The organism is Candidatus Anaplasma sp. TIGMIC, from assembly GCF_028204095.1.
Classification (GTDB): Bacteria; Pseudomonadota; Alphaproteobacteria; order Rickettsiales; family Anaplasmataceae; genus Anaplasma.
Window position 1 is genome coordinate 1 of the sequence record NZ_JAQLOH010000024.1, and the last position, 17,697, is coordinate 17,697.

Annotated in this window: 9 protein-coding genes; 3 read left to right on the plus strand and 6 right to left on the minus strand. The window is 44.1% G+C overall.

The features are described 5' to 3' along the window. From PGW94_RS03290 to PGW94_RS03300, 3 genes are all read right to left on the minus strand, one after another. On the minus strand, positions 1 to 1,291 hold a 1,291-nt coding region (locus PGW94_RS03290; protein ID WP_271758619.1), incomplete at its 3' end, for a hypothetical protein. A 434-nt stretch (positions 1,292 to 1,725) separates the two neighbouring features. After that, entirely contained in the window at positions 1,726 to 2,457 is a 732-nt protein-coding gene (locus tag PGW94_RS03295; protein WP_271758621.1) for a 16S rRNA (uracil(1498)-N(3))-methyltransferase, read from the minus strand. A gap of 14 nt (positions 2,458 to 2,471) precedes the next feature. Next, the gene (locus PGW94_RS03300) at positions 2,472 to 2,939 is read right to left on the minus strand and encodes a peroxiredoxin (RefSeq protein ID WP_271758623.1); all 468 of its coding nucleotides are present in this window, start codon (positions 2,937 to 2,939) and stop codon (positions 2,472 to 2,474) included. A 433-nt stretch (positions 2,940 to 3,372) separates the two neighbouring features. Between PGW94_RS03300 and ileS the strand changes: the two genes are divergently transcribed. After that, positions 3,373 to 6,672 carry an isoleucine--tRNA ligase gene (ileS, locus tag PGW94_RS03305; protein WP_271758625.1) on the plus strand — a complete coding sequence of 1,100 codons (3,300 nt, stop codon included), beginning with the start codon at positions 3,373 to 3,375 and terminating at the stop codon, positions 6,670 to 6,672. Positions 6,673 to 7,668: 996 nt separating this feature from the next. Here the strand turns inward: ileS and nuoI are convergent. The 3 genes from nuoI to PGW94_RS03320 are packed head-to-tail and all read right to left on the minus strand — an operon-like array spanning position 7,669 to position 9,371. After that, the gene (gene nuoI, locus PGW94_RS03310; protein ID WP_271758627.1) at positions 7,669 to 8,160 is read right to left on the minus strand and encodes an NADH-quinone oxidoreductase subunit NuoI; all 492 of its coding nucleotides are present in this window, start codon (positions 8,158 to 8,160) and stop codon (positions 7,669 to 7,671) included. Position 8,161: 1 nt separating this feature from the next. Further along, complete coding sequence (gene lepB, locus PGW94_RS03315) at positions 8,162 to 8,941, minus strand: signal peptidase I (protein WP_410519527.1); 780 nt, start codon at positions 8,939 to 8,941, stop codon at positions 8,162 to 8,164. Beyond that, positions 8,913 to 9,371: a HesB/IscA family protein gene (locus tag PGW94_RS03320; RefSeq protein WP_271758629.1), complete on the minus strand. Its 459-nt coding sequence runs from the start codon at positions 9,369 to 9,371 to the stop codon at positions 8,913 to 8,915. Before PGW94_RS03320 ends, lepB begins: the two co-directional genes overlap by 29 nt. A 1,280-nt stretch (positions 9,372 to 10,651) precedes the next feature. On the opposite strand from PGW94_RS03320, the gene PGW94_RS03325 reads away from it, so the two are divergent. Then, complete coding sequence (locus tag PGW94_RS03325; RefSeq protein WP_271758631.1) at positions 10,652 to 16,531, plus strand: hypothetical protein; 5,880 nt, start codon at positions 10,652 to 10,654, stop codon at positions 16,529 to 16,531. An 87-nt stretch (positions 16,532 to 16,618) separates the two neighbouring features. Continuing rightward, on the plus strand, positions 16,619 to 17,697 hold a 1,079-nt coding region (locus PGW94_RS03330; RefSeq protein WP_271758632.1), incomplete at its 3' end, for a hypothetical protein.

Here is a 17,697-nt window from a genome sequence, read left to right on the forward strand (position 1 = left end):
TACGTATACCTTTTGCCTGATCCACTGGGAAAAAGCCTAGCCAACACAGCTTCTCATACCTGACAAAAACACCTGTAAAAATCGGCCCAAACTCTTCCCTTACATCTTCCAAGGTAGTTACACCTTTAGCTCCACATGACAAGACAAGAGCACGTCCTTCTTGATCATACACACTGTCGACAAGGAGATTATGAAACAAATCATCATCTGATAATCCATTATCTACATCCATCCACAAAAAACGGTAGCGGGCTGTAAGGTACCACAAGTCATCCATAAGCGCATTAGGCACTGTGGGATCAGGCTCACGCCCATAGACCCTACTACCCGTAAAGCCTTGGAAAATCGCCAGTATCTCAACCGCTTCCTTCACTAACGCAGACGACGAAGCAATCTCACCCCGCTTTATGCAGTTTATGACGCTCTCTGCAAGGCCGACTCTACCCGCAGAGTACGCTGCTACTACATTTCTGTGTGAATGTTCTGCAACAGACCTGTCACTTAACACGTGATTTCTCACATCGTTCGCCAGCGCAGCAATAGACTTGAGTACAGCTGCAACAAACCTCTCGTTACTTCTGGACTCCATACTGCGAACCACAGCCCTGTGCTCATGCAAAAACGTCAGCACTCTTGCGCTGGCTTCGTCATAAAGCAATGAACGACCGTCAATGCTGCGTATAAAAAACTTTGCATCCACATCCCACTGATGATCTTTGTCATTCGTAACCAAACGTACCGCGTCCACTACACGGAACGCGTAGAAGGTGATATAGGAACAGAAGAAGTCGTAGCAGGCATCAAGAAGATCTTGCACCAGGCCACTGGCTTTCCTTGGAACACCGCGCTGATTGCCCACATCACACGCGCCACGTTTCAGCACGTCTCTGACAAAACATAAGACCCTTGCAAGACTTCCTGCTTCACTAAACACAAGCTTAACAGAGCATCTCAGATTGCCGCCCTGTATGCTAATCTTGTGCAACTTTACGACGTCTGAATATTTAGAAAATAGCCTACCCAGCACCGGATCTACATCAGTATCTAAAATCAAGCGCGGCTTACCGATTTGCCCATCTGGATCAAGCCCAACACCTGGTACAACAAAGTTCGCGTCCGACACACGAAACACAAGGTCATCGCATAGCCTAAGGTGACCGTCTTCCTTTAGCAGAATGGACCCCGCAACATCACTCTTAAGCCGGGGGTGCAGCGACAAAACCTGTGGCAACGACTGCTTGTGCTCCTCGGAGTCGTCGTCACAGCACAAATTCAAACACAACTTAGTCATCGAAAACACACACTACAATGAACTACGTATATCCAACCAGGAACAAGAGTAATAAACCTCTTAAACCCCAGTAGCTCAGGAGTTTTCACACACGCGGCGCGGGCAAGATGGAGACAAAGCCCGACAGCACCATAACTCAGTGCACATAGCACCGCCTCATTGTAGCACGCACAAGACGCCTTTTTCTATCATTAATTGAACTCAGCTACAGGTATACAGTACTATCCCGCATAATTTTACAAGCATCTATCTCGTGTTCTTCAATAGCAAATAACCTAGCGCCTGTGGTGCCGACAAACATGCCAAAATGTATAGCAGAAAATTTCTCCCGCTTACACAGTGTCTTAATCCAGGATAATCTCTCTCATATCCAGAGCCTCATAATACCAAAAGACGCTGGATATGTAATCTCCACCTGCGCAGCTGCCGCAAACCTACTCTTCAGTGAAGTTACAGTATTCATTCACATACGCAAGTGCCGCAACAACTGCGGTATCCACTCTAAGTACTCTGCTCCCCAAACTCATGCTCTCACTAAACGTTGCGGCATAATCAAGCTCATCACGAGAAAAGCCCCCTTCCGGGCCTATTATAACGCCCACATTACTTTTACCATGAAGCAATTTGCCGGGCACTTGACCACCTCCCGTCTCATCACACAGTATTAGCTTCTTACCCAAGGTGTGTAATTCTCGAAATGCCATAACCGGTGGTATAACAGGAATATCATGTCGTCCACACTGTTCAGCAGCCTCAATCGCCCAAGTGCGTAACTTATCAGTACTCATCTGGCCTGCAGCGGAGTACTCCGTGCGAATAAGCTGAATAAGGGTCACTCCCATTTCGGTAGCTTGGCGCACCACGTTGCGCATGGCCTCCTTCTTCACAAGACTTATAAATAGAGTAAGCTCCCTGGAGGCCACGTATTCCCTAACAAGAGTCTCTACTCGTACCTTTACATACCTTGAGGAGATTTTAGAAATCACGCAGAACCAATCACCCTGAACACCATCAAAAAGAACGACTGGATCGGATGTCTTCGCTCTCATCACATCTCTCACATAATGCGCCTTGTCGGAGTTTAATACAACCTCTGCACCCGAATCGAGCAGCCCTTCTGAATGGTATAGCCTAATCTTGACGTGCTTCTTCTTCAAAGTCATCATGCCCTTCTAGGTAACTATAGGTCCTTAACGGCCCTAAACACCTCATCTGCGTGGCCGTGAACCTTCACGTTTCTCCATATTTTGCGTATGCTTCCACTGCTATCAACAAGGAAGGTAGACCTCTCTATTCCCATATAGCTCTTCCCAAACATACTTTTCTCTACCCAGACACCGTATGCCTTAGCCAAAGTTGCTTCTGTGTCCGCAATTAGTTCAAATGGCAGATCATATTTCTTCTTGAAATTTTCGTGCGAAGAAATGCTATCTTTAGACACACCAACTATAGCGGTATTTAGACCAACAAACTCTGGGTACATATCGCGAAAGTTTTCCGCTTCCTTAGTGCAGCCCGGAGTATCATCTTTTGGGTAAAAATATAGTACAACGTTCTTGCTACCGAAATAAGACGAAAGAACCTTCCCACAATCGTGACCATCATCCTTGGAAAATCCCGGTGCAAGATCACCTTCTTTAACTGTCATACAACTTCCTAATGGGTAAAAAGTCCATAATGATACACATACGACCTGGTTTCCACAAACTATAGCTATCGCGTCCGTGTAACTTTTTCAAAAATCAAATTTGCTGCCTATAGGATTAGTGTGCAAAGTTACGTTACAGCACATATTTCAAGTAATACTTTTAGATTACTATACTATGAGCCTGCTGTAATCGATAAAATAGGCGCAATGGATGCCGTAATAAATTAATTCTTTACATAATAGATGCATATCTAACTTACTGTATATTACCTTCTTTTATAGATACTTATGCTGATGATCGAATGAAATAAAACCTCATAAGTTTTACATTGACTGAGACACGAACTCCATTCCCTATCATAGGTAAAAATATCTTTCCAGCATCGACGAGTTTATGTAGACTCACAGGTTTGTAGCCTGTTGTCGAGACATAATGAAATGCTACCCCAGTACCAGCGGGAATCCTGACTTTCCTTCTATAGAGCACGAAGTGCTTCGTTACTGGAACGATGCGAAGATTTTCGAAAAATCCGTGTCGAACAGATCGAAGGAAAAATGTTTTGTTTTCTATGATGGGCCACCGTTTGCCAATGGACTACCGCACTACGGTCATCTATTGACAGGATTTATAAAGGACTCCGTTGCACGGTACAAAACCATGCGAGGTTTCCGGGTTGAAAGGAGATTTGGCTGGGACTGCCACGGGTTACCCGTAGAGATGCTGAGCGAAAAGGAACTCAACGTTTCCGGAAAAGCCAATATCGAAAACTTTGGAATAGACAAATTCAATGATCACTGTCGCACATCCATACTGAGGTTCACAAAACAATGGAAAGACTACGTAACTAGGCAGGCTCGGTGGGTGGACTTCGAAAATGGTTATAAAACCATGGATGAAAGCTATGTAGAGTCCGTTATGTGGGCATTTCACGAGCTATGGAAAAGAGGACTGGTGTATGAATCTCTGAGGGTAGTACCTTATAGCTGGGCGTGCCAAACTCCCTTGTCGAACTTTGAAACCAAGCTAGATAACGCATACAGGGAAAAAACTAGCAAAACTGTGGTAGCAAAGTTCGAACTGCTAGAAAAGCCTCACTTTGCTCCTAATGGCGTGGCATCGTGCAAACTACTTGCGTGGACGACAACGCCTTGGACACTTGTTGCTAATTTAGCATTGGCAGTAAACTCAGATATGCTCTACGTATGCGCTTCCCTTGGAAGTGAAATGCTGATTTTTAGCGAAGGATACTTCGAACACTTTAAGTGTTACTGCAAAAATGCAGACCTGCAATACGAAGACATCTGCAGGATCCAGAGCTCAGAGCTTATCTCTCTTGAATACAAGCCCCTGTTCCCGTATTTTGCAGACAGCGTAAATGCGTTCAAAGTTCTTAGCGCCGAATTTGTAACTGAAGACACAGGAACAGGGATAGTGCACATTGCGCCCGGATTCGGTGAAGACGACTTTATACTGTGCCAAAAAAATCAAGTGCCCGTCCTAGACGGCGGAGCTTCTAAGTTGCTGTCGGTGATTTGTCCAATAGATGACTCAGGCAATTACACTGAAGTTGTAACGGATTTTGCTGGATGCCATGTGCTAGATTCTAACGACAACATAATTAAATATCTGAAGAATAGCGGCTCTTGGTTTGAAACAGGGCAGTATCTTCATAATTACCCTCACTGCTGGCGGACAGATACTCCGCTAATTTACAGGGCTATGTCATCCTGGTACGTTGAAGTAACAAAACTCAAGGAACGCATGCTTGAGTTGAACTCGGAGGTGAATTGGATTCCTAATCACGTCCAGGATGGGCAATTTGGCAAATGGCTTGAAGGAATACGGGATTGGTCAATTTCAAGGAACCGATTTTGGGGAGCTCCTGTGCCGGTGTGGAAATCCGATGATCCAAAGTACCCAAGAATTGACGTCTATGGGTCAATAAAAAAGGTGTTTGCTGACGTCCGGGCACTAGAAGATGACTTTGGACCTGTGGAGGATTTACATAGACCGTACATAGACAAACTGGTGCGCCCTAATCCTGATGATCCTACAGGAAAATCTATGATGAGGAGAGTACCAGATGTATTGGATTGCTGGTTTGAGTCTGGTTCAATGCCTTACGCGCAAGTCCACTATCCATTTGAAAACAAGCATGAGTTTGAAAAAAACTTCCCAGCTGACTTTATAACAGAGTACATAGCACAAACCCGCGGGTGGTTTTACACGTTGTTTGTTCTTTCTACAGGCATTTTTGACAAGCAGCCATTTAAAAACTGCATATGCCATGGCGTGGTACTTGATACACAGGGACAGAAGCTTTCAAAGCGCCTAAATAACTACCCTGATCCTATGTCTATGTTTGAAAAGTACGGTGCCGATGCCGTCAGGTTTATGATGCTCTCTAATTCAGTGGCAATTGGTAGAGATCTTTTGATGGACAAAGATGGCGAGATAATACGAGACGTCCTTAAGAGCGTTATAAAGCCAATATGGAACAGCTATAGTTTCTTTACGGTATACGCAAATGCTGATCAGATTTCAGGCTGCTTGCTTGATTCTCTCAATGGACTGAACAACATAATGGACCAGTACATACTTTACGAATGTACGTGCCTAGTAAAAGACGTTTTGAGTGCAATGGAATCTGACACAGGTGAAGATCCCTATGATCTAAAGCTTGCATGTTTCGCAATAACAAATTTTTCCTACAAACTGAACAACTGGTATATACGACGTTGTCGTGAGCGATTCTGGTCCTCTGAAAAAACACAAGACAAGTTCGACGCGTACAACACTCTATATACGGTACTGTACTATTTTATAAGGGTTATGGCCCCTTTTCTCCCGTTTACTGCAGAGGCAATATGGTCGGGGCTTGACTTTAAAAGGGAAGAATCAGTTCACCTATCAGACTTTCCAGATAGAGACGCTCTTCAAGTTTCACAGCTGCATATAGCAAATCACGAAAACATGAAGCTGGTTATGGACATATGTAGCGACGTCCTGTCTTTGAGAAATGCACACAATATACGCATAAGGCAACCCCTAAGCAAAATGACCTTGTATCCGCATAAAAACGGCGGTGAAGCCCTGTCGGATCTACCAATGGAATACAAAGAGGTCATACTGAGTGAGGTAAATATCAAAGAGCTTACCATATCTAATGATCTCGACGACGTTGCGTCCTTTGGTCTTCAACTAAATTTCCCACTGTTGGGCAAGAGAATCCCAGAAAAAGTAAAGCGCATCATACCTCTTGTACAGTCCAAAACTTGGACTACCCTAAGTAACGGCGATTTGCTACTCGGAGATGCTGAGGGTGAGCATTACATAATTCATCCAGAAGAGTTTTCTGTAAGTCTCAAGGTAAATGACAAGTATTCATGTCCTATAGTCTCTAACGGATTGCCCATAGGAGTTGTCACCATCTGCCCTGATCTCACCGAGGATCTACTTCTCGAGGGTACTGCCAGAGACATTATTAGGCTCCTTCAGCAAGGTCGCAAACAATGCGAACTGGACATGCTAAGCCTCACAGAAGCCGTGATCTACACTACCGATCACGGAACCTATAAAGCAATTTCTAGGTGGGAAGATTTCATAAAGAAACAGACGCTGTTGCATACATTGACCTATTCCATATGCGAAAGCATGCCATCTATCCCCGGGTATACTCAGGTTCATGACAGCAATGAAACCGGAATTTTTATACGTACAAATTCCGAATAGAAGAAACATAGCAATATGTTTGTCACCCATGACTTGTTCCCATAGGCATGCGCAATCCAGAAAGTTGTTTTTGTAGGGTCATAGCTTATGGGCACAATAATATACTGGATGACGGCATTAGCCATATGCTACCAACGGTTATCACCCTTAGCAAAAGGGCTCTCTTAACAATCTTTTCGAACAATGGATACAGACAGATTCCGGTAATGAGTAGATCCGAAATCATACACTTACCCGGCACAAATATAGTGCTCTGTAACCGGTTTATACTATGAGCACCATTTCACATTGCAGGGGCATTCTCTCCTTCCTTCCAAATTCACAACATTCTCAAAACATTGCAGCCATTAATAGTCTTGAACTGCATACAAGATGCAGACTATATTCCACAAATAACAAGTGAGACACAGCTTTGTCTTCGCGAGTATAACTAAGACATTCGTAATACTGATTGAAGTGCAAGGCCCAACAGTAATTGAGTGACTTTTAACAAACTCTCTCCCGCATCACCTCTACGTAAACCCCACCTACTGCAGGCTACAATATTTACCACGGGTTATAAACAAACACAGCATCCACAATGCTTAGACAAAGCGCACAGAACTTACTGTTGTCAGAGCTGTATTTGAGGACTGGTTATAAGAAATACCGAGGTCGGTACACAACGTACAGTCACTTTTGCGCAGGCACGACAAAGCTCCATACTATTCAGCACACATGAAGACTTGCAATATGTCCGACACATTGATCCAAAAGATCAGCATGCCCATATCCATGCCACAGCAAACAAATGAATTTTCGGATAACACAACCCCTATATGGCGGAGAAACATCACAAAACAATAGGGCAGTCTCGCCTCATCCCACTATAGAAAGATCTTTCACCATTAAACAAAGCACACAATCACCACACTAAGTGGTGCCACAAGACACCCAAATCAACCATATTTTCTTCAACAACAGAAACACCTAAAATAGCTCCTGCCGGACCGGAAACTAATAGTACGGCTGATTCTTCCTTATTCTATATCTTAGCGCGTCTTCCCAGATATCACCATTGGACAAGAGTTTCTGCTTGTTGTACATCAACTCCTCCCTAGTCTCAGTGGCGTATTCAAAATTCGGACCCTCTACAATAGCATCAACGGGACAAGCCTCCTGGCAGAACCCGCAATATATGCATTTGGTCATATCTATATCGTACCTGGTGGTTCTGCGACTGCCATCGCTTCTCTCAGACGCCTCTATAGTTATGGCTTGCGCGGGACAAATAGCCTCACATAGCTTACAAGCTATGCATCTCTCCTCGCCACTCTCATACCTACGCAGCGCATGCTCACCACGAAACCTGGTACTTAAAGGCCCTTTCTCATGCGGATAACTTAGTGTAACCTTTGGCTGAAACATTGCAGCCAGTGTTAGGTAGAACCCATGCACCACCGAGCATACGAAACCACATATCTTCCTAAGGCGCACACATAATTTCATTTCACCTTACCTTATGAAAGATCCTGTCAGTCCTGACCTGAAACGGCAGCCACCCGCCACTACCTTTGAATGAAAGCGCAACTACCAGCGCCTTACCAACTATGTTATCTATAGGTATGTTACCAACCTCAGTCACGAAACGACTATCCCGCGAATCATCCCTATTATCACCCAAAACAAAAATGTGACCCTCCGGCACCTTATAAACCGGAGTGTTGTCAAGCGAGCTGTTTTCGCGCTCATCAAGGACTTCATACGACTTCCCATTGTACAAAGTCTCAACGTAGCGCTTCACAACCTTGCCACCCTCTACAAAATCATCGACTGCTTTGTAGTGCATCTTCTTACCGTTTATGTACAAGTGCCCATTTCTCATCTGCACACTATCACCTGGTAGGCCTATCACCCTTTTTACATAACTGGATCTAGGGTCGGACGGAAGCCTAAACACTACAACATCACCAGCCTGCGGAGGCGAGTACCAAACTCTGCCTTCGAGATTCAAGAAAGATAACTTCGATAGAATTGGAGACAGAACCGTGGAGTACCTTCCATAACCGTACGGATATTTGGCAACGAATATGTAATCTCCCACTAAGAGCGTGCTCTTCATGGACCCAGAAGGTATGTGAAACGGCTCTATTACAAAGCTACGAAACAAACCCACAGACAGTACCGCGAAGAGCACCACCTTAAATATCTCTAGAAAAGTATTCTTCTTACCCCCACGCGCAGAACTAACAGGGGACTTCTCAGAGCGAAAAACTGTTCCCACAGCCACAACCAAACCTCACACTAGGATTACTCACTACAAACCGTGAGCCATTCATGTCTTCCACATAGTCTATGGTAGAATTCTCTAGAAACTTCTTAGAATAGCGATCAATCAGAAGGATCGGAACACCTGCATTGTCAGAAAGCACAAGATCAGAGCCTCCACTGACTTCGTCAATGTCCTCCTCATCTTCCTCATCCTCCTCATCATCCATATCTTCGTCATCGAATCCATCGTAAGCAGACATTTGCCCACTTCCACCGGCAACAACATCACTGATACTCTCAGTCGTAAACTCGTACTTAAAACCAGCACAGCCACCGCCCTGAACAGATAACCTAAGCAAAGAAGGACGCTCTTCCGTTTCAAGAACAGACTTTATCTTGCTTACCGCGCCATCCGTGACGGTAAGCCCGTAACCCTCAACGCCGGACATACATCGACCGAATATATCTAAAAGAAAAGCCGATTCTACCACATATTTTGTGCATGTCAAACAGACAAACACGGCCATTGTACAACTTATCACAACTGATTTACCAACCAATTATTGATGAAAACCAGGTAGCAGAGCGACAGCACACAAAGATCAGGCGAACAAAAAGATGCTGTATACCTACGCGTGCGCAGCCCAGGGGAATTTCGCTACACACTACACTTATTCGAAGACTGCGCTGCACTACAGTTTTTTATATCTAAACCTTGTGTAGCATGTGCTCTGCTCACTATTCGTGGGCACTTGTTACAAATGCGTCACCATAATTTGGACTTATCACTGCGTACACTAAAAATCAGCTTAGGTATGTAGACCACATATTGTACAGCAGTACCAAAGCATAATGGCACAAGGAGCAATGAAGCGCATGTCTATGCTGCTAACCACGACGACAGGCTGTGTAATTATGGTCGAACTGCAAATTCAGCACGCATTACTCTCATCACACATTTGTGTACAAACCACCGCAATCCAGACATAGTTCTCAGATGAGCAGATCGTGCATCATTGTTAAGCACAGAAAGTGGGACTGCTTGACCGCAGTTACCACCATATCACGAGAAGAAATCACAAAAATGAACCCAGACTTCATGTCTTGCCACTATTTGATCGTACTCTTCAGCTCGTAATCACTTAATGAAGATTTATGCGCTGGCTAGTGCGCCTTATCTTGCGGATAACTGCTAATAAGAACAACTGATTCTATTAATGTGCTATACTTGTAGGATCGGTGGTTTTCCGTGTTGTTACATTCAGGTCATGCGTTGCGTGTGGTTAACGCTCTCAGATCCGCTAACACGTACACTAAGCTAAGGCGTCTGAGAGAATTGCTGTCAGCATTATAAATTGATATCCCGCCTGCACTCAAGACCAAAGCTTATGTTCAAGGCAAACGTGGTTTTAGAAAAACTGGTAAAACACGCAATTTTTTGGAGTGAATCTCTTCCAAATGTGATGGTAAGCAACTGCACTCAATGTTGACCTTCTGATCGTTGACAGGTAAACTACCGGCAGCTAGCGACGTAATATTTCGAATTCCTTGTTACGTTGAAATTACAAGGTTAACCAGGAACTTAGCTTGTACTGCAAAAGTACGACTTGAGGTCTTGCGCTGACATATGCAAGGGTGTAATGTACCCATTGTTGCTTTGAGTTTGCTACTGAAACTGTGCATTCGCTGAATTTTGTGTCATGGCTTTTCGTACCCAAATGAGATAAATATGTATACACTCGACAAGCGCGAAAGAGATCAGGTTTACGATGCAGCAGAAACGCTTTACTGGCATCTACCCGACATAGTAGGTGATTCTGAAAATACTCCTGCAGCTTCGAAGAGTGATGAAGATCTTTTGCGTCTCGTAAGGATTCTAGAAGCTGTTGATTCAAAAAACTTGAGTAGTGGCGCTGTAATGCAGCTGCAGCTAAGAATGCGTAGGACGTTAAATGACGCAGTACATGGTAGAATTGCCCCAAGTCGCACTGCTGTATACACAAAGATTGCACTTCAGAAGTTTTTAAATCGCAGAGTCACTGATGAAGCTGCCATAAAAAAATACAAGCGTTCTCTTGCAGGCGCTGGCTCTCTTAATGACTTGATACATAGTGCCAGGAAGCTTATTACCGAAGCGCTGCAGCAAGAAGAACATCTCACAGTAGGTAACGTAAATAGCGGCACAGAAACTCGCAGGCCAAGTCTTACGTTTCATGAAGAAGCAGACATCTTATTCGCAATCTCAGAACTAAGTGTTTCACTAAGGGACATTCTAGAATGGGCTGAAGACTCCTCCATGTTCGGTCTTGTTGCTGATATGGTGTCTTTTTTGGAAAAGAGCGTAACGCACGCAGGGAGTATTACCTCATGGGCGGAAAATTTCAGATTATTACCCATACTTGAAGAGCTGGACCAGGTCATGGAGTCCGCATCGCGTGGCAACTACTGCAGCAAACATAAGGCCAATCTCCAAAACGCAAGCATGTCATTAAAGAAACTTATGGAACATGCTAATAAGAGGCAGCCCGCTACTAAGGTAACCTGTGAAGCCAACCACGGTTTGCCCAAAGAGGGCTCGAAGAAGGTGAAAATTGTAGATGATGAGCGTGTGAAAACCAGAGAGATTCTGGATAATGTTGTGAATCTCCAGCGGCTGGTACACAAAGCTTACTACTCCGTAAAGGGCACAAATAACGGGAGGGACGACCTATTGATACGTAGCCTGAAAGAGGATACAGGCTTCCTGTGTATTTCGGAGTTGTCTTATGTATCGACGATTGACAAAACCGCCATTGCAAAGGTCATCTCGAAGATTGCAAGAAAAACATATTCCGTGCTTAGCAGTGGAATATTTCCCAGTGCTCATAAAGAGCTTTATGAAGCGTATAAGCTGTCAGTGTCTTTAGTGCAGTCTTTGCCTGCAGTTAGCAAAGTTGATGTGGAGAGGCACAGTTTAGAAGTTAGTAAAATTTTAGATCGTCTGCTCCTGGTGGACAGGTTTTTTGTAGATAACACAAATCAGTGTAAGGCAGATGTGCGTGTTCTGCACGCCAGAATTCTGGTTGAAGGCTGTATAGTGAAGTTGGCTAATGAAGGCCTGGATGAGTGCTTTGCCATAGCACAGAAAATGTTAAGACAGGCAATGTCGGTATCCAAGCACGCCTTGGGAGCAGATAGTACGGCTTATTTGATTCTCAGGCAATGTGTATGTGACATGTACTCATTGTGTGATAGCTTATCGGTACTTCGACCAAGCCTACCAGAAGCTGGCGGCACAGAGGCTGATGATGCAGTACATTTAATAACCTTTGCAGGTGATGATGCGGATAGTGGTATACACTCGCACATCGCAAACACCATGAGGTGCGAATATGCGTCTGATCAGCATGATAACAACTCATTCTCGTTGGCGCTTCGCCTACTGGAGTCTAATGCTCAGTACTTACTCGGTATTCCCGCAGATACTGTAACTCTTCTGCATCCGTCTCTACTTTCCGATTTTCAAGATGGATATTCGCTAACTTCTATTCTTGGAATGTGTCCAAAAACTTGGGAGCTACTGAAGGCCTTGTCAAATGTTCTGTGCATGACAACTTTGCTCATGGAAGAATACCAAACATCGCCATCTTCCGAGAAAAGACTGTTGTTACGTGATGCCGTGGGAAGGCTACAGAAAACAAAGCGTGATGCGGGGTATTTGAACAGCGATGTGGCACTTCTGATTTTCAAGACCGTGGCGTCAACCTTGAACTCAATGGCGCAGGCAGAAATATCTGATATTACGCCTAATGCCGATGTGTGTGTACCGCTCTCGGGAGATACAGAAATGGCGCTCGATGCGGACAATCCTGAACCAGATACCGTAGATCCGCAGATAGTTACATCATGTACAGAAAGCCTCATAAGCTCCGACGGTGACATAGAACCAATTGAACAAGAAACTGAGAGTACTTGTCCGTCTATTACTGAAGGACACAAAGAGCATGCTCTAGCAAAGTCATCATCGAATGGGGAAGCTGCATCTTGTGATAGCGTACAAAGCTATGAAATACTCAACCCTACCGTATCCACGTCGTTTGAAAGCGATCTTAGAAAGGGTCGCGTGGTAGCGGTTGAGCGCAATCTGAATCAGGCATGCGAGTTTTTAGACTTCATTATCAGAACTCATCACGAGGATGATGACGATTCTCCTTCGTTACTTGCGCCAGCTTTTCTTTTTAATGTGAAAGAAGCACTGAGTTCGCTATATAGTGCATCGAACAAGATTAGAGAAGGTTGCACAGTCAATGAGGCGGTACTGGACGATGCTCAGCGCTTACTGACAGTATTGCGCCACGAATTACGCTCTGATTCCGATTGTGAAGATCTAGATTCGAAGTCTGCGCCTTATGTACTGAACATACGCTACAAAAGCGTTCTGCGTATTGTTGCTCACATTCGGGAGGAAAAGAACTCTCTATCTTCCCTAAGGAACAGGCATATACGCTCACATATGCATGAAGTTCTCGGCAAAATAGAGCTGATACTAAAGGAGAGTTACTTAATAGATGACTCGACCCAATTACCCCGGGAAAAAATAGGTGAACTTGGCCTCTTTTCGCCTTCTGAAGACTGTGTGGATGAGAAACCGGATGACAGAAAAAGCCTAGGAAAGGTACAGGTGCACGCAAAAGAGTTACTGCAGTGTGCAGAAAATAGCATCGAAGAGCTGCGCGAAATGCTTTGCGAATGCGCAGGTACGTACGCTGAACAAGCGCTTCGCGACACAGAGAAGGCTTTCTCATCTCTGGCACGCGCTCGATCTCTTGTGGTAACATCTGTGAATCGCAGCATATTAAATGCTGCAGTTTCCAGTATTGCTGCAGCTATGGATAAGATGTGTGGTAGTTATTACAAAAGTGTTCTGCCTGCAGCTCCTCTGGCTCTGTTGGATAGCATAAAAAGCTGTAAGAGACTTTTAGATGTCCTCAGCCATGCTTTCGACAATTCTAAATGTGAAGAAAGAGATTATGCTTCTAGTGATAGCGCCAAAGAGCACCTCTTACATGCTACCAGAGCATTGCAGCACCTAGATATAAACTCGGATGTGATTGGAAAGCATGCGGTTGCACCTGTCGCATATAGGTCTGTTCATGAATGTTTGTGTGCACTGTACGACATCTTGCATGAAGATGAGTGCGAACCCGTAGATATAGATACGCTACGTCATAATGTGCATTTTAACATCGCAATATATGCGTGTAAGGCCCTTGAGAATGCTTTGCTGGAGCATATTAAATTATGTTCACTTCAGAAAGAGGTCGGTGTTGCTTCATGTATTGATCTTACCCATAGCGAGATGCAGGCATTGAACTTATATGAAGCGAGTATAGCTGTCATGGATGCAGGTAAGAAGGATCTGTTCTGCGTGACTAAAGCTGTGCTTCTGCAGCTTTCAAACAATTTAAGGATAATGACAGCGTCTTTTATCTCACATGGTATTAACATATCAGAATGTGTTACCACCGCTGCAGCTCTTGAGGACATATGTAGAACAGTGAAAAGTATAAAGGTGCAAGAAGATATTGCATGCATTAACGAAGAAGAAGGTATTACGAGCCGTAGTGACGAAGAAGATGCAACATCACCCTTAAACAAAGCATCAACGTTAATTACCCGCGCAATGTGTAGTATTGACGGTGATTACAAGACAAGAGACGAAACTATTTGGGACTCTGCATCGTGTATTCCCCTGCTACCTGGTGAACTATCAAAGGGTGAATACGATCTCATCCACAGCAAAAATACAAGTCTCGATGAAAAGTTGCCTCCACATTGTGATTTGGATTTTGTTGAAACTGAACCACAAGAAAAAAAGAGAGGGTTTAGGAAATTTTGTATGGTGGTGATGGAGCATGTTAAAGCGTTTTTTAGGTGGATCTTTTACCCAATATCTGCTTTGTATAGGTTCTGTGTCCGCACTAATAAAAAGCGTCGACAAGAAAATGTGCGTAACACTCTAGAGGAGGTAACGCAGCACGTTGCTGATCTACCGGCACTATTGAAATCACACGGCGTTAATGACCATCATGTGGTAGGCGCTGTAGAAGAGTTGTCCACATCGTGCATAAACAACATAGAGCTGGCTAGAGTAGCGCTCAAAAAGCAGTCTTATGCCGATATTCTCGATGCTTCTTGTCGTATGATCATAAGCGACATTCAGGCTGAATCTGCAATAGATATGCTAAATGCATTACCCGAGACACAGGAAGTTTCAGAGTCCTTGAAAAGCCTGAGAAGTGGGATACGAAACCTTGAAAAGCTGCTGCCGATAGTAGCAAACTGCATTGCGAAAGAAACCGGTAGTAATGCGTCGGGGCACAACGAATCTCGTAGTAGCGTTGTTAGTGTTGTGAGACCGGACGTGTTCCTAACATATGAGGTCCTATCTGCTGGATGGTGGGGCTCTAAAAACAGTCGTGCTGGTATCAAAGGTGCGTTAACTAGAATTCACAGGATTTTCGGTGCTGACGCAAAATTTGCTGTACACCCTGCACTGATTATCGCTCTGTGCTCACAGCACGATTTGAATGCACTTGATTTGGTATGTACAAACTTGGTGGTCATAGGCGCGCACGGCGATTATGGATTGCAGAAAGTCTTGGATATTTTTGCAAATAGTATTTTATCACAGTCACACGCAAGAAAGCGATTGCGAAGTATAGCATCTGGTAGTAGGTCGTGCGAAAGGCCCTCCTTTCAGGGTGCCATGGTTCCACGTATGCTAACATTGCTTATTGGGAACTCATGTAAAGACACAGAATTCACAAATTGCGCAAAATACTCGTTACAACATTGCAGAATTGACAACATCATAGAGGCTTTGTGCACTGTACATGACGGTGGGGATACTGAGCTGGATTTTCTGCTAAACAGCTGCCGTGATGGGATCGTGTCAGAAAATACTTTTGCTAGATGCTTAAGATTCTGTGGTGAGCGTCATGCTGTCATTATTGAACGATACATGAATGGATGTTCTAGTAATCATCACATTAGTAGCTCAATAAAAAATATACCTTCTATGGGATGCTGCGAAGAAGGCATCTGCGCTTTAGGAGGGCTTGTTACGTACAGAAACAAAGCAATTGCTGATGTTCAGAGAAAACGCCAAATTTCACAATTACAACGTGATAAGTATGGAAAGACAGATAGAAAACCGGCGTCTAATAAAAATCATAAATGCCATTCTAAATCGCGGTTTGTGGTATCACCGAACGCTTCGTCCAAAAACTGCCGTTATATCCTAAATACAAATTGCGTTTTGGAAAAAACTGGTGTAGCATTGGATGCATCTGGCGTTGATTGCAGAAACGTGGTACCAATCGAAGGTGAAGGAATGGTCCTCCGCAAAAATGCCCAATACTATGGTTCAGCTCCGTTGCGTAGCGCTAGCTACGAGGAAGGTTGCTGTTACGAAACTGCTATAAGACGCGATGTTGGAAAAGGTCGTGGCGTAATGGTTGTATCCAGCGTTGTAGCTGTGTGCATGTCTGAGGAAAGATCAAGAGGAATTTTAACCAGTAGGAGTATTCCATTCATAGAGATCGATAACGGGAAGATGGTTCGTTGATAAAGAATACAATCCATACTGTATGGTAAACACAGAGTACAATTCGTATTACAAAGATAAAAATCGTGCTAGGGAGGGGGTGTTTCTATGTACATAGAGCTGATGCTCAACAAAAGAGAAGGCATAAACGACGTACTAAATCGAAAGGACCGCTATGCAGGAAATGATAGAGTATTCCTGTCTCTCAAGGACTTGTTTCAATCCACGATGAAAGCAGATGTCACGTTTAGAAGTCAGCCATATTCTAGCCACCTTCAGTGTGCATATATGGCATCTGCGAAATTATTTGACAGAGCAAGATTGAAAAAGGCGCTTCATGAAGGAGCAATCGATCACCCGGAGTACATAGTAGAGTGCTACAAAATTTATGGATCGCTGTGTATGGCTATACAGGACAGTGGCCATGATGATGAGAAGTATCGCATAATGCAACGGGCAATAATATCCGCTGTTGAGGCCATTAACATATTACAGAATTCTACAAGTAACACTGCTGCTGATGAGGTTAGTCAACAGTGTGCTAGCGCCATAGATTGCGCACAAAGGGCAGCACGCATAATGGGGTACATCAGTATACTACCCGGCGAGTGGAATGAATTTAGAGACATAGACAACGCAATCAGGAATTCTCTTAAGGGTGCATTAATTCTGTCAAAAATGATTAGTCCCCGTACTCCACCGAGGCTTCGCGTAGACGCTGTCAGCGGTACCCTGTATTACATGAAAGATGTGCTAAGTAAAATCAAATGGTACAAGACCCATGAAACTTTTACTCCATTCCCGCACATGGTTGTGATGGAAGCTGTGGCTAAGTTCTATATTAACGCCATTGAACACTATGCTGATATGAGGGAATATAAGGCTCTGGAAGAGCGTCCTGGCCTTACCGATGCACACCTACTAACTTCTATCAATATATTTGAAGGCATGCTGATTGCGAAAGAAGCACGCCAAAAATTGATATCCTTTGGGTACGCAAGTAAGACCCCGGAATGCCGTGGGTTTAAACAAATAGAAGATACCTTAAACACAGCGTATACGAAATTTTGCTTAGAAGGCATGCGCAGGACCCATCTGGGATACATAAACATACAGCTTAGGACCTTACTATACCAGACCCAAAAAAAGACAAAGGAACTGGCGAAGGCCAGCTGGGATCAAACGAT

What these genes read in the sequence shown, in the direction of transcription:
- PGW94_RS03295 (WP_271758621.1), bottom strand. Translation starts at nt 2,457, where the DNA reads ATGATGACTTTGAAGAAGAAGCACGTCAAGATTAGGCTATACCATTCA.
- PGW94_RS03300 (WP_271758623.1), bottom strand. Translation starts at nt 2,939, where the DNA reads ATGACAGTTAAAGAAGGTGATCTTGCACCGGGATTTTCCAAGGATGAT.
- ileS (WP_271758625.1), top strand. Translation starts at nt 3,373, where the DNA reads ATGAAATGCTACCCCAGTACCAGCGGGAATCCTGACTTTCCTTCTATA.
- nuoI (WP_271758627.1), bottom strand. Translation starts at nt 8,160, where the DNA reads ATGAAATTATGTGTGCGCCTTAGGAAGATATGTGGTTTCGTATGCTCG.
- PGW94_RS03320 (WP_271758629.1), bottom strand. Translation starts at nt 9,371, where the DNA reads ATGTCCGGCGTTGAGGGTTACGGGCTTACCGTCACGGATGGCGCGGTA.
- PGW94_RS03325 (WP_271758631.1), top strand. Translation starts at nt 10,652, where the DNA reads ATGTATACACTCGACAAGCGCGAAAGAGATCAGGTTTACGATGCAGCA.